At 63.2% G+C, this 20,015-nt stretch carries 15 protein-coding genes; 13 read left to right on the forward strand and 2 right to left on the reverse strand.

All coding sequences use genetic code 11. The annotated features are described in order from the left end of the window. Nucleotides 1-161: 161 nt before the first annotated feature. From rplA to rplL, 5 genes are all read left to right on the forward strand, one after another. Entirely contained in the window at nt 162-869 is a 708-nt protein-coding gene (gene rplA / locus NFU08_RS08150) for a 50S ribosomal protein L1 (RefSeq protein ID WP_066277900.1), read from the forward strand. A 127-nt stretch (nt 870-996) separates the two neighbouring features. After that, on the forward strand, nt 997-2,130 hold the full coding sequence (locus tag NFU08_RS08155; protein WP_251422129.1) for a GNAT family N-acetyltransferase: 1,134 nt from the start codon (nt 997-999) through the stop codon (nt 2,128-2,130). Nucleotides 2,131-2,137: 7 nt separating this feature from the next. Continuing rightward, nucleotides 2,138-3,256 (forward strand): GNAT family N-acetyltransferase, encoded by a 1,119-nt coding sequence (locus NFU08_RS08160; protein WP_251422131.1) that lies wholly within the window; start codon nt 2,138-2,140, stop codon nt 3,254-3,256. 296 nt (nt 3,257-3,552) lie between these two features. Further along, entirely contained in the window at nt 3,553-4,137 is a 585-nt protein-coding gene (gene rplJ / locus NFU08_RS08165) for a 50S ribosomal protein L10 (RefSeq protein WP_104184342.1), read from the forward strand. Nucleotides 4,138-4,214: 77 nt separating this feature from the next. Beyond that, entirely contained in the window at nt 4,215-4,589 is a 375-nt protein-coding gene (gene rplL / locus NFU08_RS08170; RefSeq protein ID WP_066277893.1) for a 50S ribosomal protein L7/L12, read from the forward strand. Nucleotides 4,590-4,665: 76 nt separating this feature from the next. Here rplL and NFU08_RS08175 read toward each other — a convergent pair whose 3' ends face one another. Beyond that, entirely contained in the window at nt 4,666-5,163 is a 498-nt protein-coding gene (locus NFU08_RS08175; protein ID WP_251422134.1) for an aminoacyl-tRNA deacylase, read from the reverse strand. After that, entirely contained in the window at nt 5,163-6,362 is a 1,200-nt protein-coding gene (locus tag NFU08_RS08180) for an acetyl-CoA C-acetyltransferase (RefSeq protein WP_251422137.1), read from the reverse strand. Before NFU08_RS08180 ends, NFU08_RS08175 begins: the two co-directional genes overlap by 1 nt. A 263-nt stretch (nt 6,363-6,625) precedes the next feature. Between NFU08_RS08180 and NFU08_RS08185 the strand changes: the two genes are divergently transcribed. The 8 genes from NFU08_RS08185 to NFU08_RS20830 all read left to right on the forward strand — a co-directional run bounded on the left by NFU08_RS08185 (nt 6,626) and on the right by NFU08_RS20830 (nt 20,011). After that, nucleotides 6,626-7,099 carry a hypothetical protein gene (locus NFU08_RS08185; protein ID WP_251422140.1) on the forward strand — a complete coding sequence of 158 codons (474 nt, stop codon included), beginning with the start codon at nt 6,626-6,628 and terminating at the stop codon, nt 7,097-7,099. 293 nt (nt 7,100-7,392) lie between these two features. Next, on the forward strand, nt 7,393-10,902 hold the full coding sequence (gene rpoB, locus NFU08_RS08190; RefSeq protein ID WP_079596667.1) for a DNA-directed RNA polymerase subunit beta: 3,510 nt from the start codon (nt 7,393-7,395) through the stop codon (nt 10,900-10,902). 117 nt (nt 10,903-11,019) lie between these two features. After that, a complete protein-coding gene (locus NFU08_RS08195) occupies nt 11,020-14,919 on the forward strand; it encodes a DNA-directed RNA polymerase subunit beta' (protein WP_174176741.1) in 3,900 nt (1,299 codons plus the stop codon). Between the two features lie 383 nt (nt 14,920-15,302). Next, nucleotides 15,303-15,677 carry a 30S ribosomal protein S12 gene (gene rpsL, locus NFU08_RS08200; RefSeq protein WP_009358312.1) on the forward strand — a complete coding sequence of 125 codons (375 nt, stop codon included), beginning with the start codon at nt 15,303-15,305 and terminating at the stop codon, nt 15,675-15,677. A gap of 1 nt (nt 15,678) precedes the next feature. Then, nucleotides 15,679-16,149 carry a 30S ribosomal protein S7 gene (gene rpsG, locus NFU08_RS08205; protein ID WP_026531948.1) on the forward strand — a complete coding sequence of 157 codons (471 nt, stop codon included), beginning with the start codon at nt 15,679-15,681 and terminating at the stop codon, nt 16,147-16,149. Between the two features lie 68 nt (nt 16,150-16,217). Further along, entirely contained in the window at nt 16,218-18,332 is a 2,115-nt protein-coding gene (fusA, locus tag NFU08_RS08210) for an elongation factor G (RefSeq protein ID WP_174176738.1), read from the forward strand. A gap of 261 nt (nt 18,333-18,593) precedes the next feature. Further along, nucleotides 18,594-19,784, forward strand: coding sequence for an elongation factor Tu (gene tuf / locus NFU08_RS08215; protein WP_056334246.1), 1,191 nt, complete (start codon nt 18,594-18,596; stop codon nt 19,782-19,784). A 101-nt stretch (nt 19,785-19,885) separates the two neighbouring features. Then, nucleotides 19,886-20,011 (forward strand): protein BatD, encoded by a 126-nt coding sequence (locus tag NFU08_RS20830; RefSeq protein ID WP_146072886.1) that lies wholly within the window; start codon nt 19,886-19,888, stop codon nt 20,009-20,011. Nucleotides 20,012-20,015 lie beyond the last annotated feature (4 nt).

Below are 20,015 nucleotides of genomic sequence, written 5' to 3' on the forward strand. Positions count from 1 at the left end.
GTCCCGCAAAAAGGGCACGACGACGGGCGGCACCGCCGGGACACCGGCACCACCAAAACTGAAATGTTGGGAAACGGGCACGGATAACGAGCCCGCCCACCAACTGTGGCAGGGCCCAGCGCGGTCCGCAGACCACAACTGCACAAGGAGAAATAAGCAGCATGGCAAAGCGCAGCAAAGCATATGAGGCAGCAGCCGCCAAGATCGACGCGGAGAAGTTCTACGCGCCGTTCGAGGCAGTAACCCTCGCCAAGGACACCAACCCGTCCAAGTTCGACGCCACTGTTGAGGTTGCATTCCGCCTCGGCGTCGACCCCCGCAAGGCTGACCAGATGGTCCGCGGCACCGTCAACCTGCCCCACGGCACCGGTAAGGTTTCCCGCGTCCTCGTGTTCGCCACCGGTGACAAGGCTGAGGCAGCAATCGCCGCCGGCGCCGACTTCGTTGGTTCCGACGACCTGATCGAAAAGATCGCAGCCGGCTGGACCGACTTCGACGCCGCCGTCGCCACCCCTGACCTCATGGGCAAGGTTGGCCGCCTCGGTAAGGTCCTGGGCCCGCGTAACCTGATGCCGAACCCGAAGACGGGCACCGTGACCCCCGACGTCACCAAGGCCGTCAACGACATCAAGGGTGGAAAGATCGACTTCCGCGTCGACAAGCACTCCAACCTGCACTTCATCATCGGCAAGGTCTCCTTCGACGCCGTCAAGCTGGCCGAGAACTACGCAGCTGCGCTGGAAGAGGTGCTTCGCCTGAAGCCGTCCGCTTCCAAGGGCCGCTACATCCAGAAGGCCACGGTTGCCACCACCTTCGGTCCCGGCATCTCAGTCGACCCGAACGTCACCAAGGTTCTGACCGAGGCCTAATTCCTCGTCTGAAGCTCCTGCAGCGGAACCCGTCCGCCGCAACAAACCGCCCGGCACCTGTGCCGGGCGGTTTTGTTTAAGCTGCGGAACTATCCCGCCGCCGGTACCTTGTGCCTAAGCTGTAGGAATGGCTGACCCGGAGTCGGACACCTTCCCAGGGACCCCCACTGCACCCGTTATCACTGCCGTTAAGGTGCTTCCGGAACCCGGCATGAATGCCGCTTCTGCAGGACCCACAGCAGATCTCAGGGAATGCCATGCCCTGCGGGTGGAGCACGAGCTCGCGCTGTGGGGCAACCTGGACCGCTGTCCCACTCTCCAGGAAGCTGCCGAGTTCTGGCAGGGCAACGAGTACGAGGAGCGGCAGCTCTTCCTGGCGAGGCTGAAGGGGGAGACCGTTGGCATGTGCTCGGTGGAACTGCCGCTCCGCGAGAACACCCACACCGCCGGCATCGACGTCCTGATTGCGCCCGTCCACCGGCGCCGGGGGCTGGGCAGGATGCTGCTGTTGCACGCTGAGTCGATAGCCAGGGAACGGGGCCGGACCTCCCTCTACGGATACCACGAGGTTCCGCTGGCCGCGGCGGACGGGAACCCCTTGCTCCCCGCAAAATCCGGTGCCGGGGGCCTGCCGGCCACTGAACCTGCTGTAGCCTTCGCCGCAGGTTCCGGCTACGAGCTGGAACAGGTGGAACGGTCCAGCCGGCTGGACCTTCCCCTTGCGCCGGAACTGCTGGACCGGCTGGAGTCGGAGGCAGCAGCGGGGGCAGGCGGCTACATCATCACGGGCTGGGACGACACCTGCCCCGAAGACCTGGTTCGGGCCTACGCGGTTCTCAAAGCCCGGATGAGCACGGACGTTCCCATTGCCGGGATGGACTGGGAGGGCGAGGACTGGGATGCAGCGAGGGTGCGGGAGGAGGAGCAAACGATGGCCCGCGGCGGCGTCCAGTCCGCGGTGACCGCCGCACTGCACAGCGCCACGGGGGAGCTGGTCGCCTACACGGTCCTCAACTGGCGGCCCGGTGTGCCGGCCTCCATTGCCCAGCAGGACACCCTGGTCACGGCCAAACACCGCGGCCGCCGCCTCGGCACGCTTATCAAGGTGGCGAATCTACGGCGTGCCCAGGGCAGATGGCCGTCGGCGCGTTCTGTGTTGACGTGGAACGCCAGTGAAAACCAACATATGCTGGCCATAAATATTGCCCTTGGATTCAGGCCGGCTGGTTATGAAGGTGAGTGGCAGAAACGGCTGGGATGATGCGCCTATGGCAAAAGACGTGAAGATCGAGCAGCTCTGGATCCCTGATTCACTCGAGGCGCCGGACGCTGCGGACTTCCTTGCCGCCGTCGAAGTGGGACGCAAAGTCCGCATGCAGACCTGGGGTAGCGACGACCTCGCCTACGGCCCCCTGGAAAAGCTGCTTGAGTTCGCGGATCCCTATGAGCGGCAGTTGATCCTGGTCGCCAAGGTCGACGGTGAGATCGTCGGCACCGTTGACATCGCCCTTCCCCTCACGGACAACCTGGACCTGGCGGAGTTCACCCTGGACATCCTGCCCGAGTTCCAGCGCCAGGGCGTCGGGAGGAAGCTGCTCCAGGCCGCCGAGCAGCTGGCCCGCAATGAAGGCCGCACCATGATCCTGGTGGACACCAACCATCCCGGGGCTTCCCTGCACGAATTCGAACGTGCCCAGCTGGTCCCCGGATCGGGGCAGGGCTTCGTGCCGTTGGAGAGCCGCGAGGTGGAGTTCGCCCAACGCACCGGATACACCCTGCAGCACATTGAGCAGTTCAGTTCCTGCCTGCTGCCGCTGGACTCGAAGCTGGTGGCCGACCTGCAGGCCGAAGCGGAGGAAGCCAACAACGGCCGGTACCGGCTGCACCATTGGACGGACCGGTGCCCTGACCGCTGGCTGGAGGCCGTCGCCGTCCTGGAAAACCAGGCAGGCGCCGACGTCGACCCGTCGCTCCAGGTGCCGGTTGAGCAGGACATGGTGTTCGACGGCGCCATCCTCCGGGAGGCCGAAGACGTTGCCATTGCGCAGGGCCGGCGGACGGTGGTCACCGCCGTCGAGCATCTCGCCAGCGGGGCGCTGGTGGGCCTGACCACCATCACGGTGCTGGCCCACCGCGCTGACGTGGTTTTCCAGGACGATACCCTCGTCCTGCAGGAGCACCGCGGCAACAAGCTGGGACTCCTGATCAAGGTGGCGAACATGGAACGGCTGACGGAGCAGTTTCCGGATGCCCGGGTCATCTACACCTGGAATGCGCCGGAAAACCGATACCTCCTGACCGTCAACCAGCAATTGGGATTCCGGACCGCGGGCGTGACGGGAATCTGGCAGAAGGAGCTTCCGCACCTTCGCACCAGCAACAGCTGACTGCCGATTTGGCGGAGCGGCGGGACCTCCCTTAGACTGGGATGACCAAAGACCGTCGGTTGTTGGAAATCCACTCCCCTGAGCATGGCTCAACTCTGCAGTTCTGCACGGGGGATAGAAGTGGGTTTCCGGACGAAGGACCCTCAACGCAGGGCGGCCGGCGCAGGTGAACGAAGCAAAGCTCCACGGTACAGCCGTGTTGAGCCAAGCCCCGTGCATCTGCGCGGGGCGTTTTTAGTTTTAGCTCTCTTGAGCGGGGACCGTCGAATACCGGCACTATCCCCGGAAGGAGGGTTATGGCAACGCCTACCAAGGTTTCAGCAGTAGCTGAGATCACTAACGATTTCAAGGAATCGAACGCCGCTGTCCTGACCGAATACCGTGGGCTCACCGTTGCACAGCTCAAGCAGCTGCGTGTTTCTCTCGGCCAGGACACCAAGTTCACGGTCGTCAAGAACACCCTGACCGCCATTGCAGCCAAGGAAGCCGGTGTCGAAGCATTCGACGGCCAGCTTGCCGGCCCCACTGCGATCGCGTTCATCAAGGGTGACGCAGTTGCCGCTGCCAAGAGCCTGACGGATTTTGCCAAGACCAACAAGCAGCTGGTCATCAAGACCGGTTACTTCGAGGGCAAGGCACTGAACGCCAGCGAGGTTGCCGCACTGGCAGCTCTCGAGTCCCGCGAGCTGCAGCTCGCCAAGGTTGCAGGCGTCCTCAAGGCCCCTGCTGCCGCCGCTGCACGCATCATTGACGCACTGCGCCTCAAGCTTGAAGAAGAGAACGGTGCACCGGCAGCTGCCGAGGCGCCCGCCGCTGAAGAAGCTCCCGCCGCAGAAGCAGAGGCTCCTGCAGCCGAAGCTCCCGCAGCTGAAGAGAACTAACTCTCTTTACCTCACAAGACTCCGGTGTAAAGCACGGCTGCGTGCCGCTGAACACCACAACAGGAAGGACGCCTACCATGGCGAAGCTCACCAACGAAGAGCTCATTGAAGCTTTCAAGGAACTGACCATCATCGAGCTCTCCGAGTTCGTCAAGCTCTTCGAAGAGACCTTCGAAGTTACCGCTGCTGCTGTTGCTGTTGCTGGCCCCGCCGGCGCTGCTGCTGAAGAGGTTGAAGAGAAGACCGACTTCGACGTCGTCCTCGAAGCTGCCGGCGACAAGAAGATCGCAGTGATCAAGGAAGTTCGCGCCATCACTTCCCTGGGCCTCAAGGAAGCCAAGGACCTGGTTGACAGCGCTCCCAAGGCTGTCCTCGAAGGTGCAACCAAGGAAGCTGCCGAGAAGGCCAAGGAGCAGCTCGAGGCTGCAGGCGCAACCGTTACCCTCAAGTAGTAACGCGCTTTTTCCTCAGGAAGCCCCGTCCACGTTTGTGGGCGGGGCTTCCTGCTTTAATGCGGTGCTTCCTGCTTTAAACGGGGTCGGAGATATCGGCTACAACAGCGTCCAGTGCTGCGGTCAGGGCGTCCGCGTCCACGAAGGCGCTGTAGCCGTGGGCGCCCGCACCCATCGAGATCCGGCGCCCGGTGATAGTGGCGTCCGCGTAGACCGGCCAGCTGGTGGAGCTGCCCAGCGGCGTAATGGTGCCGCGCTCGTACCCGGTCGCCTCCAGGGCCGTGTCCGCGGGCGGCAGCGACAGCTTGTTGACGCCCACCAGGGCCCGCAGCTTGGGCCAGGAGATCTGGCGGTCGCCGGGGATCAGCGCAAACAGGAAGGTACCGTTTTTGTGCTTGACCACCAGCGATTTGACGATGTCAGCGGGGCTGATTCCCAGAATGCCGGCTGCCTCTTCGAGGCTCCTGGCGGCCGGCCTTTCCACGATGTCCACCGCCAGCCCGCGGGCGGAGGCGTCGGCCAGGAACCGTCCGTGTCCGGCGCCGTCCGCCCCGTTCATGACCGGGCCGGCCATCAGTCGCGGTAGAGCAGGAGCGCTTCGCCCTGCCCGCCGCCGCCGCACAGCGACACGGCGGCTTTACCCGTTCCGCGGCGCTTCAGCTCATGCGCAGCATGGACGGCCAGCCGTGCGCCCGAGGCCCCGATGGGGTGGCCCAGGGCAATGGCGCCGCCGTGGATATTGCACTTCTCAAGCGGGTAGTCCAGGTCCTTGAGCGACTGGACGGCCACGGACCCGAAGGCTTCGTTGATCTCAATGAAGTCCAGGTCGGCTGTGGTCCAGCCTGCCCGTCCCAGGGCATTCCGGATGGCATTGGATGGCTGGGAGTGCAACGAGTTGTCCGGTCCGGCAACCTGCCCGGGTTTCCCGACGACGGCCAGGTATTCCAGGCCGTGTTCCTCGGCATAGCCGCGGGAGGCCAGCACCAGGGCTGCGGCCCCGTCCGACAGGGGAGAGGAGTTACCGGCGGTGATGGTCCCGTCGGTCACGAAAGCTGCGCGCAGCCCGGCGAGCGAATCCACGGAGGTGTTGGGTCGGACGCCCTCGTCAACGGAGACCACGAGCGGATCGCCCTTGCGCTGCTTGACGCTGACCGGAACGATTTCGTCGTCGAACGTTCCATTCTTGGCGGCCAGCGCGGCCCGCTGGTGGGACTGGGCGGCCACGTTGTCCTGCGATGTGCGGTCAATGCCCAGGGCAAGGTTGCGGGTCTCGGTGGACAAACCCATGGACTGCCCGTCGAAAGCGTCTGTCAGGCCATCATGCGCGGCAGCGTCCAGGGCCTGGATTGAACCGTAGGTCCAGCCCTGCCTCGAGCCGGGCAGCAGGTGCGGGGCCCGGGTCATGGATTCCTGGCCGCCGGCCACCACCACTGCCGCCTCGCCGCTCCTGATCATCCGGGCGGCGTCGATCACCGCGGTCAGTCCTGACAGGCATACTTTGTTGATTGTCACGGCAGGGACGTCCCAGCCGATGCCGGCACCGATTGAACTTTGCCGGGCGGGGTTCTGGCCGGCACCGGCCTGCAGCACCTGGCCCATCATGACGGCTTCCACGTCGCCGGCATCCACGCCGCTTGCGTCCAGCGCGGCCTTGATGGCGCGGGAACCCAGTTCCACGGCGGTGAAGCTTGCCAGCTGCCCATTGATCCGGCCCTGCGGGGTGCGCGCTGCTGCGAGGATGACAACGTCAGTGTTGTCAAGGGAGTTGCCCATGGTTATCTCTTCCGATCCGTTTTCCGGTGTAAGCCACCAAGGCTATCGTGACCCTGGTCACCTAAGTATTCAAACGCCCGGTACCGCATGGGCATTCCGTCCCTGGGCAGCGCGCTGCGGCCACGGTCCACTGCAGCTTCCGGGCGGGGAGAGGTCCCCATCCCTTGAACGTGCACGACGGCGGCGGCGTGCGTAGGGTGGACCGCGGACACTTGTGCAGGGGAAACAGCGGGTCCCTGCCCCGGGACGGTTGGAGCAGCAGCGTGAAAAAACTACTCGCCACGGCGGCAGCAGCGTCCCTCGCGGCGCTCACCGCCTGTTCCGTGTCGGTGCCCGACAACGACGCCGCCTCCGCGCCCGCATCCCAGCCGGAGCCAGGCCCCGCCCGTACCAGCGCCGCCGTCGGCGGCAGCGCCGGGACGCCGTCGTCGTCCCCTGCACAGGGCACCAAGGCGGCATGCGAGCTCTTCAACTCCCTCTTTGAACGCTACGCGGCCGTTCCTTCGGACGATTCCGAGGGCTATGAGGACGTCTACCTGCAGGCCGAAGAAGCGAAGGGCACGGTGTCCGGCGATCTTCGCGGCCTGTTCGCGTCGCTGAGCCTGCTGGCGATTGACCGCTCGGGTTCCGCCGGATCCGGCAGTGGGGCGGCGCAGGAGTCAGAGGACGCTGTCCGGGACGCCGTCTTCGCCAACGCCGGGACCTGCACGGACGCGGGGGTCACGCTGCGGCTGTAGTACCGAGGAGGCGCGAAAACCGGTGCTTGCATTCCGGCCGGACATGGGGTAGACACGTAGGCTGTTTTGCCGTATCGTAGATATTTGCGTCTTCCCTGTTTACCTTCAGCCTTCATATAGCGGTGGGCTTTGCCTGGCAGCTGACAATCAACGTGCCGTCAACCGCGTCACAGCATGGTCAGCGCGGGCCCCGGGTCATATAGCGGAACCGGATGGTAGCACTGCGGAGCATTCCGCAGGGTGCACAGCGGGGGAGATCTGAAAACGCCTGAAGGTCTGTGGAAGGATCCCTCTTGGTCGCCTCGAGCACCTCTAATAACGAAACCGCTAACACTGCCGACAGCACTGATGGTGCCACTCGCCGGCTCTCATTCGCAAAGATTCACGAACCTCTTGACGTTCCGAATCTGCTTGCCCTGCAGACGGACAGCTTTGACTGGCTGGTCGGCAACGAACGCTGGCAGGCACGCGTAGCGAAGGCTGTCGAAGAAAACGATCTCAGCGTCGCCACCACGTCCGGCCTGTCGGACATCTTCGAAGAGATCTCCCCGATCGAGGACTTCCAGGGCACCATGTCCCTGAGCTTCTCTGATCCGGAGTTCGCTGACCCCAAGTACACCATGGCCGAGTGCAAGGACCGGGACGCTACGTACTCCGCTCCGCTGTACGTCAAGGCCGAGTTCATGAACAACAACACGGGCGAAATCAAGCAGCAGACCGTGTTCATGGGCGACTTCCCGCTGATGACCGAGAAGGGCACCTTCGTGGTCAACGGCACCGAGCGTGTCGTCGTCTCCCAACTGGTCCGCTCCCCGGGCGCCTACTTTGAGCGTGCCGCCGACAAGACCAGCGACAAGGACATCTTCACCGCGAAGATCATCCCGTCCCGCGGTGCCTGGTTCGAACTCGAAATCGACAAGCGCGACCAGGTCGGCGTCCGCCTCGACCGCAAGCGCAAGCAGTCCGTCACGGTCCTCCTGAAGGCCCTCGGCTGGACCGAAGGCCAGATTCTCGAAGAGTTCGGCCAGTACGACTCCATGCGCGCAACGCTGGAGAAGGACGCCACCGAGACGCGCGAAGACGCGTTGCTGGACATCTACCGGAAGCTGCGCCCGGGCGAGCCGCCCACCGTCGAGGCTGCCCAGTCCCTGCTGGACAACCTGTACTTCAACTCCAAGCGCTACGATCTGGCCAAGGTTGGCCGCTACAAGATCAACCGCAAGCTTGGCATCGACCGCTCCCTTGGCGACAAGGAAGCATCGGTCCTGCATGTTGAAGACATCGTTGCCATGATCAAGTTCCTCGTTGCGCTGCACGCCGGCGAGAAGACCATCAAGGGCACCCGTGACGGCCAGGAAGTGGACCTGCGCGTCGAAATCGACGACATCGACCACTTCGGCAACCGCCGGATCCGCGCCGTCGGCGAGCTCATCGAGAACCAGGTCCGCACCGGCCTGTCCCGCATGGAGCGCGTTGTCCGCGAGCGTATGACCACCCAGGACGTCGAGGCCATCACGCCGCAGACCCTGATCAACATCCGCCCCGTGGTTGCGGCCATCAAGGAGTTCTTCGGAACGTCCCAGCTGTCCCAGTTCATGGACCAGAACAACCCGCTCTCGGGTTTGACCCACAAGCGCCGCCTGTCGGCCCTTGGCCCGGGTGGTCTGTCCCGTGACCGCGCCGGCATGGAAGTCCGTGACGTGCACCCGTCCCACTACGGACGTATGTGCCCCATCGAAACCCCTGAAGGCCCGAACATTGGCCTGATCGGTTCGCTGGCATCCTACGGACGCATCAACCCGTTCGGCTTCATCGAGACGCCGTACCGCCTGGTCAAGAACGGCGTCGTTTCCGACGACGTCCAGTACCTGACGGCCGACGACGAGGCTGAGGTCCTGATCGCCCAGGCCAACGCGCCGCTGGACGAGAACAAGAAGTTCGCCGAAGAGACCGTCCTGGTCCGTGCCCGCGGTGGTGGAGGCGAGCCCGTCCTCGTTCCCGCCGAGGACGTCGAGTTCATGGACGTTTCCCCGCGCCAGATGGTGTCCGTGGCCACCGCCCTGATCCCGTTCCTGGAGCACGACGACGCAAACCGCGCACTCATGGGTGCCAACATGCAGCGCCAGGCCGTGCCGCTGGTCCGTTCCGAGGCCCCCTTCGTGGGCACCGGCATGGAGCGCGCCGCAGCCGTCGACGCCGGTGACGTTGTCATCGCCAAGAAGGCCGGTGTGGTCACCGAGGTTTCCGCCGAGCTCGTCATCATGCTCAACGACGACGGCACGGAGACCAACTACCGCATCAACAAGTTCGCCCGCTCCAACCAGGGCAACTGCTACAACCACCGTGTCCTGGTGAACGAAGGCCAGCGCCTGGAAGTTGGCGGCATCATCGCCGACGGCCCGGCAACGGACCAGGGCGAGCTCGCCCTCGGCAAGAACCTGCTCGTGGCATTCATGTCATGGGAAGGCCACAACTTCGAGGACGCCATCATCCTCTCGCAGCGCATCGTTGCCGAGGACGTTCTTTCCTCCATCCACATCGAGGAGCACGAGATCGATGCCCGCGACACCAAGCTTGGTGCCGAGGAAATCACCCGTGACATCCCCAACGTGTCCGAGGAAGTCCTGGCAGGCCTGGACGAGCGCGGCATCATCCACATCGGTGCCGAGGTTGAAGCAGGGGACATCCTGGTCGGAAAGGTCACCCCGAAGGGTGAAACCGAGCTGACCCCGGAAGAGCGCCTGCTGCGCGCCATCTTCGGTGAGAAGTCCCGCGAAGTCCGCGACACCTCACTGAAGGTTCCCCACGGCGAGTCCGGTACCGTCATCGGCGTGCGCGTCTTCGACCGCGACAACGACGACGAACTGCCCCCGGGCGTGAACCAGCTGGTCCGCGTCTACGTCGCTGCCAAGCGCAAGATCACCGACGGCGACAAGCTCGCCGGCCGCCACGGCAACAAGGGTGTTATCTCCAAGATCCTCCCCGTTGAGGACATGCCCTTCCTTGCCGACGGCACCCCCGTTGATATCGTCCTGAACCCGCTGGGTGTCCCGGGCCGCATGAACGTGGGCCAGGTGCTCGAAACGCACCTCGGCTGGGTGGCCAAGACCGGCTGGAAGATCGAAGGCGAGCCCGAGTGGGTCAAGCAGCTGCCGAACCTGCCGCGCGAAAGTGGCCAGACCACTGTTGCAACGCCGGTGTTCGATGGTGCCCGCGAAGAGGAAATCACGGGCCTGCTGGACTCCACCAACGTGACCCGCGACGGCGAACGCCTAATCAACTCCTCCGGCAAGACCCGCCTGTTCGACGGCCGCTCCGGCGAGCCGTTCCCGGATCCGATCTCGGTCGGCTACATGTACATCCTGAAGCTCCACCACCTGGTGGACGACAAGATCCACGCCCGCTCCACCGGCCCGTACTCCATGATCACGCAGCAGCCGCTGGGTGGTAAGGCCCAGTTCGGTGGCCAGCGCTTCGGTGAAATGGAAGTGTGGGCGCTCGAAGCCTACGGCGCCGCCTACACGCTCCAGGAACTCCTCACCATCAAGTCTGATGACATCCATGGCCGCGTGAAGGTCTACGAAGCCATCGTCAAGGGCGAGAACATCCCGGAGCCGGGCGTTCCCGAGTCCTTCAAGGTCTTGATCAAGGAAATGCAGTCGCTGTGCCTGAACGTGGAAGTTCTTTCCACGGACGGAACCACAATTGAAATGCGTGACTCTGATGACGCAGTCTTCACGGCTGCGGAAGAACTGGGCATCGATCTGTCTCGTGCAGAGCCCAGTTCCGTAGAAGAGGTCTAGAAGGAGGTTTACCGGGAGAGGCAAGCGGCCCGCCGCGCTGTCCTTTCCCGGTAGCCCCTTCCCTCATCCCGCACCCAAGACTTCAGAATTTAGAGAACAAGAGAGAACAGGGACCATATGTCCAGCGAATCCTCCTTCGGCCTCATGCAGATCGGCCTCGCCACCGCGGAAGACATCCGTGGCTGGTCTTACGGCGAGGTTAAGAAGCCGGAAACCATCAACTACCGCACACTCAAGCCCGAGAAGGACGGACTCTTCTGCGAGAAGATCTTCGGCCCGTCCCGGGACTGGGAATGCTACTGCGGCAAGTACAAGCGCGTGCGCTTCAAGGGCATCATCTGTGAGCGTTGTGGCGTCGAAGTCACCCGCGCAAAGGTCCGCCGCGAACGCATGGGCCACATCGAGCTGGCCGCACCCGTCACGCACATCTGGTACTTCAAGGGTGTTCCCTCCCGTCTGGGCTACCTCCTCGACCTGGCACCGAAGGACCTCGAAAAGGTCATCTACTTCGCTGCCTACATGATCACCAGCGTTGACGAAGCCGCCCGCCACGAGGAACTGCCCAACCTGCAGGTTGAGCACGACATCGAGAAGAAGCAGCTGATCGACAACCGCGACTCCGACATCGCGGCGATCGCCCGCGACCTCGAAGGCGAGATTGCCCGCCTCGAGGGCGAAGGCGCCAAGGCTGCCGACAAGAAGAAGGCACGCGACTCCGCCGACCGCCAGATGGCCAACGTGCGCAAGCGCGCCGATGCCGACATCGAGCGCCTCGAGCAGGTCTGGGACCGCTTCAAGAACCTGAAGGTCGCCGACCTCGAAGGTGACGAAGGACTGTACCGCGAGCTGCGCGACCGCTACGGCATGTACTTCGAAGGCTCCATGGGTGCCGAAGCCATCAAGAAGCGCCTTGAAAGCTTCGACATGCAGGCCGAGTCCGACCTGCTGCGCGACATCATTGCCAACGGCAAGGGCCAGCGCAAGACCCGCGCCCTCAAGCGCCTCAAGGTGGTCAACGCGTTCCTGACCACCAACAACAGCCCGCTTGGCATGGTCCTCGACGCCGTCCCGGTGATCCCGCCGGAACTGCGCCCCATGGTCCAGCTGGACGGTGGCCGCTTCGCGACCTCCGACCTCAACGACCTGTACCGCCGCGTGATCAACCGCAACAACCGCCTCAAGCGCCTGCTTGACCTGGGTGCTCCGGAGATCATCGTCAACAACGAGAAGCGCATGCTTCAGGAAGCTGTTGACAGCCTCTTCGACAACGGCCGCCGCGGCCGTCCGGTCACCGGACCGGGCAACCGTCCGCTGAAGTCCCTGAGCGACATGCTCAAGGGCAAGCAGGGCCGTTTCCGCCAGAACCTCCTCGGCAAGCGCGTCGACTACTCCGGCCGTTCGGTCATTGTCGTCGGCCCGCAGCTGAAGCTGCACCAGTGCGGCCTGCCCAAGCAGATGGCCCTGGAGCTCTTCAAGCCGTTCGTGATGAAGCGCCTGGTTGACCTCAACCATGCCCAGAACATCAAGTCGGCCAAGCGCATGGTCGAGCGCTACCGTCCGCAGGTCTGGGACGTGCTGGAAGAGATCATCACCGAACACCCGGTGCTGCTCAACCGTGCACCTACCCTGCACCGCCTCGGCATCCAGGCGTTCGAGCCGCAGCTTGTTGAAGGCAAGGCCATCCAGCTCCACCCGCTGGTTTGTGGCGCCTTCAACGCTGACTTCGACGGCGACCAGATGGCAGTCCACCTGCCGCTGAGCCCCGAGGCCCAGGCTGAAGCCCGCATCCTGATGCTGTCCTCCAACAACATCCTGAAGCCCTCTGACGGACGTCCGGTCACCCTGCCCTCGCAGGATATGATCATCGGCCTCTACCACCTGACCACCAAGCGCAAGGGTTCGGCTGGCGAAGGCCGCATCTTCGGTTCTGTGTCGGAAGCCATCATGGCGTTCGATGCCCGCGAGCTGCACCTGAACTCGCAGGTCAAGATCCGCCTCGAAGGCTTCGTGCCGTACGCAGGCTGGGAAGCTCCGGAAGGCTGGGAGCAGGGCCAGCCCGCACTTGTCCAGACCTCCCTGGGCCAGGTCCTCTTCAACGAGACCCTGCCTGAGGACTACCCCTGGGTTGAAGCCGTTGCCGACAAGGGCGAACTGTCCCGCATCGTCAACGACCTCGCCGAGCGCTACCCGAAGGTGGTCACCGCGGCAACTCTGGACAACCTGAAGGATGCCGGTTTCTACTGGGCCACCCGTTCAGGCGTCACCGTTGCTATCTCGGACATCGAGGTGCCGGCCGCCAAGCCGGAGATCCTCGCCGGCTACGAGGAGCGCGCCGCCAAGATCCAGGGCCAGTACGACAAGGGCCTGATCGACGACGACGAGCGCCGCCAGGAACTGATCGAGATCTGGAACAAGGCAACCAACGAGATCGCCCAGGCAATGCGCGACAGCCTGTCCCCGATGAACACCATCAACCGCATGGTGTCCTCCGGTGCACGTGGTAACTGGATGCAGGTCCGCCAGATCGCGGGTATCCGTGGCCTGGTGGCCAACCCGAAGGGTGAAATTATTCCCCGTCCCATCAAGTCCTCCTACCGCGAGGGCCTGTCGGTTCTGGAATACTTCATCGCCACGCACGGTGCCCGTAAGGGTCTGGCTGACACCGCACTGCGTACCGCCAACTCGGGTTACCTGACCCGCCGCCTGGTGGACGTCTCCCAGGATGTCATCGTCCGCGAAGAGGACTGCGGCACCGAGCGTGGCCTGGTCACGCCCATCGCCGTCGCCGACTCCAACGGTGAGCTGGTTCTGGACGAGAACGTCGAGAACAGTGCCTACGCACGTACGCTCGCCGTCGACGTCGTGGACTCCGAGGGCAAGGTCCTCGCAGCCGCCGGCACTGACTGCGGTGACGTGGTGATCGATGAGCTGTTCAAGGCAGGCATCACCGAGGTCAAGGTCCGCTCCGTACTCACTTGTGAGTCCAGCGTTGGAACCTGCGCACTGTGCTACGGCCGTTCACTGGCCACCGGCAAGACCGTGGACATCGGCGAGGCCGTCGGCATCATCGCCGCACAGTCCATCGGTGAGCCCGGTACCCAGCTGACCATGCGTACGTTCCACACCGGTGGTGCCGTCTCCGCCAGCGGTGGCGACGACATCACCCAGGGTCTGCCCCGTATCCAGGAGCTCTTCGAAGCCCGTACTCCGAAGGGTGTCGCACCGATTGCTGAAGCAGCCGGCCGCATCACCATCGAAGAGTCCGAGCGCCAGATGCGCCTGGTCATCACTCCCGATGACGGAACCGAAGAGATCGCCTACCCGGTGCTGCGCCGTTCACGCCTGCTGATCGAGGATGGCGACCACGTCACCGTCGGCCAGAAGCTGATCAACGGCCCGGTGGATCCCAAGCAGGTCCTGCGCATCATGGGTCCGCGTGCGGCACAGAAGTTCCTGGTGGACGAAGTCCAGGGCGTGTACCGCAGCCAGGGCATCGGTATCCACGACAAGCACGTCGAGGTTATCGTCCGCCAGATGCTGCGCCGTGTCACGGTCATCGAGTCCGGTGAATCGGACCTGCTGCCCGGCGAGCTCGCCGAGCGCAGCCGTTTCGAGGATGCCAACCGCCGCGTTGTGTCCGAGGGCAAGACTCCGGCTTCCGGACGTCCCGAGCTCATGGGCATCACCAAGGCGTCCCTGGCAACCGAGTCCTGGCTGTCCGCAGCTTCCTTCCAGGAGACCACCCGCGTCCTGACGCAGGCGGCCATGGAAGGCAAGAGCGACCCGCTGCTCGGCCTCAAGGAGAACGTCATCATCGGTAAGCTGATCCCGGCCGGCACGGGCCTCCCGCGCTACACCGAGGTCACCGTCGAGCCCACTGAGGAAGCAAAGGCCAACCTGTTCACCGGCCCCAGCGCGTTCAGTGACTTCTCGTACGACACCCTGGGTGGGGATGGAGCTCCCGAGTTCCACGCCATCCCGCTGGATGACTACGACCTGGGCAACGACTTCCGCTAAAGGCAGTTGCAGCCATGGGATGGTCCTTCACCGCAAGGTGGGGGACCATCCCCGTTTAAACCGCCGATTAAGGCGTGGAGCCCGTCCATGCTAGACTTGTTACCAATTGTTATTGTGGCAGTGGATGAGTGCGCCGGTACCAGCCTTAGGGCTGAACCAGAGCGACGTTTCCGGTTTGCAGGGTTCTTGTGCAACGTATGCCACATTTTTGCATGCCTAGGGACCGTTGAAGACGCAAGTCAGGTCATTCCCTGCGTATGCGATCCGACTATTAAGGCTTCGCCTTCGCCGCCTTGGAGATCTTCTTCAAGGCCCAGGCGGCGGGGCAACGCAAAGGAGAGTGGCCGGAAGCGGCCACTCCGGATAAAACGGAGAACACGAGAGTGCCTACGATTAACCAGCTGGTCCGCAAGGGCCGCACGCCTAAGGTCTCAAAGACCAAGGCTCCCGCGCTTAAGGGCAGCCCCATGCGCCGCGGTGTTTGCACCCGCGTCTACACCACCACCCCGAAGAAGCCGAACTCGGCTCTGCGTAAGGTGGCACGTGTACGCCTCAACGGCGGCGTGGAAGTAACCGCCTACATCCCCGGTGTTGGCCACAACCTGCAGGAGCACTCCATTGTGCTCGTCCGCGGTGGTCGTGTGAAGGACCTTCCGGGTGTCCGCTACAAGATCGTCCGTGGCGCCCTCGATACCCAGGGTGTCAAGAACCGTAAGCAGGCACGCAGCCGCTACGGCGCAAAGATGGAGAAGAAGTAATATGCCTCGCAAGGGTCCGGCCCCCAAGCGGCCGCTCGTACTAGATCCCGTTTACGGCTCCCCGCTGGTTACCCAGCTCATCAACAAGGTGCTCGTTGACGGCAAGAAGTCCACGGCAGAGCGCATCGTCTACGGTGCCCTCGAAGGCGCCCGCGCCAAGTCCGGCGGCGACCCCGTAGCAGCCCTCAAGAAGGCCATGGACAACGTCAAGCCTTCCCTTGAGGTCCGCTCACGCCGCGTCGGTGGCGCCACCTACCAGGTTCCGGTTGAGGTCAAGCCGGGCCGCTCCACCGCCCTCGCACTGCGCTGGCTGGTTGGCTACTCAAAGGCCCGCCGCGAGAAGACGATGACCGAGCGCCTCCAGAACGAAATCCTGGATGCATCCAACGGTCTCGGTGCCGCTGTGAAGCGTCGCGAAGACACCCACAAGATGGCCGAGTCCAACAAGGCCTTCGCACACTACCGCTGGTAATACTCCCGGGCGCCGCCGGCTCAACCGAGCCGGCGGCGAACGCGTAGTCAATCCCAAAAGGAGACCCCGTGGCACAGGACGTGCTTACCGACCTTAGTAAGGTCCGCAACATCGGCATCATGGCCCACATTGATGCCGGCAAGACCACCACCACCGAGCGCATCCTCTTCTACACGGGTGTGAACCACAAGATCGGCGAAACGCACGACGGCGCTTCGACCACTGACTGGATGGAACAGGAAAAGGAACGCGGCATCACCATCACGTCTGCCGCCGTGACCTGCTTCTGGGAAAACAACCAGATCAACATCATCGACACCCCCGGCCACGTTGACTTCACCGTTGAGGTTGAGCGCTCCCTGCGCGTCCTCGACGGTGCCGTCGCCGTCTTCGATGGCAAGGAAGGCGTTGAGCCTCAGTCCGAGACCGTCTGGCGCCAGGCTGACAAGTACAACGTCCCGCGTATCTGCTTCGTCAACAAGATGGACAAGCTGGGCGCTGACTTCTACTTCACCGTAGACACCATCATCAGCCGCCTGGGCGCCAAGCCGCTCGTCATGCAGCTGCCGATCGGTGCCGAGAACGACTTCATCGGCGTCGTGGACCTGCTCTACATGCGTGCCCTCGTATGGCCCGGCGACGCCAAGGGCGACGTGACCATGGGTGCCAAGTACGAGATCCGCGAGATCCCGGCCGACCTCCAGGAAAAGGCCGAGGAGTACCGCGCAACGCTCGTTGAGACCGTTGCAGAGTCCTCCGAGGAACTCATGGAGAAGTACCTCGAAGGCGAAGAGATCTCGATCGACGAGCTCAAGGCCGGCATCCGCAAGATGACGATCAACTCCGAGCTCTACCCGATCTTCTGCGGCTCCGCGTTCAAGAACCGTGGCGTTCAGCCGATGCTCGATGCAGTCGTCGACTACCTGCCGAACCCGCTCGACGTCCCCCCGATGGTCGGCCACGATCCTCGCGACGAAGAGAAGGAACTGACCCGCAAGCCGTCCTCCGAAGAGCCGTTCTCCGCACTGGCCTTCAAGATTGCTGCGCACCCGTTCTTCGGCCAGCTCACCTTCATCCGCGTGTACTCCGGTCACGTGGAAGCAGGCGCCCAGGTGGTCAACTCCACCAAGGGCAAGAAGGAGCGCATCGGCAAGCTGTTCCAGATGCACGCCAACAAGGAAATGCCTGTTGAAGGCGCTACCGCCGGCCACATCTACGCAGCCATCGGACTGAAGGACACCACCACGGGCGACACCCTGTGCGACTCAGCCAACCAGATCGTCCTCGAGTCCATGAGCTTCCCGGAGCCCGTGATCTCGGTTGCCATCGAGCCGAACACCAAGGGTGACCAGGAGAAGCTCTCCACCGCCATCCAGAAGCTCTCCGCTGAGGACCCCACCTTCCAGGTGTCCCTCAACGAAGACACCGGCCAGACCATCATCGCCGGCATGGGCGAGCTCCACCTGGACATCCTGGTGGACCGCATGCGCCGCGAATTCAAGGTCGAAGCAAACGTGGGCAAGCCCCAGGTTGCTTACCGCGAAACCATCAAGCGCGCCGTCGAACGCCACGACTACACGCACAAGAAGCAGACCGGTGGTTCGGGCCAGTTCGCAAAGATCCAGATTGCGATCGAGCCGCTGGACACGGCCGATGGCGAGCTGTACGAGTTCGAGAACAAGGTCACCGGTGGCCGCGTTCCCCGCGAGTACATCCCGTCGGTTGACGCTGGTATCCAGGATGCGCTGAACGACGGCGTCCTGGCCGGTTACCCGGTTGTCGGCATCAAGGCGACGCTGGTTGACGGCGCCTACCACGATGTTGACTCCTCGGAAATGGCGTTCAAGATCGCCGGCCGTATGGCTTTCAAGGAAGCCGCACGCAAGGCGAACCCGGTTCTGCTCGAACCGCTGATGGATGTCGAGGTCCGCACCCCTGAGGAATACATGGGTGAAGTTATCGGTGACCTCAACTCCCGCCGTGGCCAGATGCAGTCCATGGAAGATGCACAGGGCGTCAAGGTCATCCGTGCGCACGTTCCGCTGTCCGGCATGTTCGGCTACATCGGTGACCTGCGCTCCAAGACCCAGGGCCGCGCTGTGTACTCCATGACGTTCAACAGCTACGCCGAGGTCCCGAAGGCAGTTGCCGACGAGATCATCCAGAAGACCCGCGGCGAATAGTCCCCGGACTTTCGCAGCGAACAACCTCGGGTGCGCTTTTCGATCCAGGAAAGCACAGCCGGTGCAGGTGGCCGGGGCCGGTCGGATTCGTCCGGCCAAGCCGGTTCCGGCCATCTGCACGAACAGGCTCGAGGGACTAGTATTAGTTCCTGAATCTGCAATTTCACCAATCCAAAGCCCCCCAAGTAGACTTACCTGAGTTTCCGCCGCGACAAGCGCGGCTGAAGGGTATGTCATTTGAAAACGTTCTAGGAGGAACCTGTGGCAAAGGCAAAGTTCGAGCGGACTAAGCCGCACGTTAACATCGGCACCATTGGTCACGTTGACCACGGTAAGACGACGTTGACGGCCGCCATTTCCAAGGTGCTGTACGACAAGTACCCGGATCTCAACGAGAAGCGCGACTTCGCGTCGATCGACTCTGCTCCCGAAGAGCGTCAGCGTGGCATTACCATCAACATCTCCCACGTGGAGTACCAGACCGAAAAGCGCCACTACGCACACGTAGACGCCCCGGGTCACGCTGACTACATCAAGAACATGATCACCGGTGCTGCCCAGATGGACGGCGCTATCCTCGTGGTCGCCGCTACTGACGGCCCCATGGCTCAGACCCGCGAGCACGTTCTGCTCGCCCGCCAGGTTGGTGTTCCCTACCTGCTGGTCGCGCTGAACAAGGCCGACATGGTTGACGATGAGGAACTGCTGGACCTCGTTGAAATGGAAGTTCGTGAGCTCCTGAGCTCGCAGGGCTTCGATGGTGACGAAGCACCCGTGGTTCGCGTTTCCGGCCTCAAGGCCCTGGAAGGCGACCCCGAGTGGGTCAAGTCCGTTGAGGACCTGATGGCCGCTGTTGACGAGTCCGTTCCGGACCCCGTACGCGACCGCGACAAGCCGTTCCTGATGCCGATCGAGGACGTCTTCACCATCACCGGCCGTGGCACCGTTGTTACGGGCCGCGCCGAGCGTGGAACCCTCGCCATCAACTCCGAGGTCGAGATCGTCGGCATCCGCCCGGTCCAGAAGACCACGGTTACCGGTATCGAGATGTTCCACAAGCAGCTCGACGAAGCATGGGCCGGCGAGAACTGTGGCCTCCTGCTCCGCGGTCTGAAGCGCGACGATGTCGAGCGTGGCCAGGTTGTCGTCAAGCCGGGTTCCATCACCCCGCACACCGACTTCGAGGCCAACGTCTACATCCTCTCCAAGGACGAAGGCGGACGTCACAACCCGTTCTACTCCAACTACCGCCCGCAGTTCTACTTCCGTACCACGGACGTAACCGGCGTTATCACCCTGCCCGAGGGCACGGAAATGGTTATGCCTGGCGACAACACTGAGATGACCGTTGCGCTCATCCAGCCGATCGCAATGGAAGAGGGCCTCGGCTTCGCAATCCGCGAAGGCGGCCGCACCGTTGGTTCAGGACGCGTTACCAAGATCATCAAGTAATTATTGGTGAACTGAAGAACAGCCCCGCTGCTATTGCAGCGGGGCTGTTCTTTTTGGTTAACGCGTCCCTGATACTGTTGCTGGACCGAAAGGAGTTCATCATGGGCTGGCTTATTTTTCTGATCATCGCAGTTGCCGTCGTCGCCGGCGTGTTCTGGGCCAAGAAGCACTTCCGCAACGAAATTGACCGCGCCAAGCGGATCAACCGGGCAAACAAGAACCTTTAGCCGC

Source organism: Pseudarthrobacter sp. NCCP-2145, from assembly GCF_023708005.1.
GTDB lineage: Bacteria > Actinomycetota > Actinomycetes > Actinomycetales > Micrococcaceae > Arthrobacter > Arthrobacter oxydans.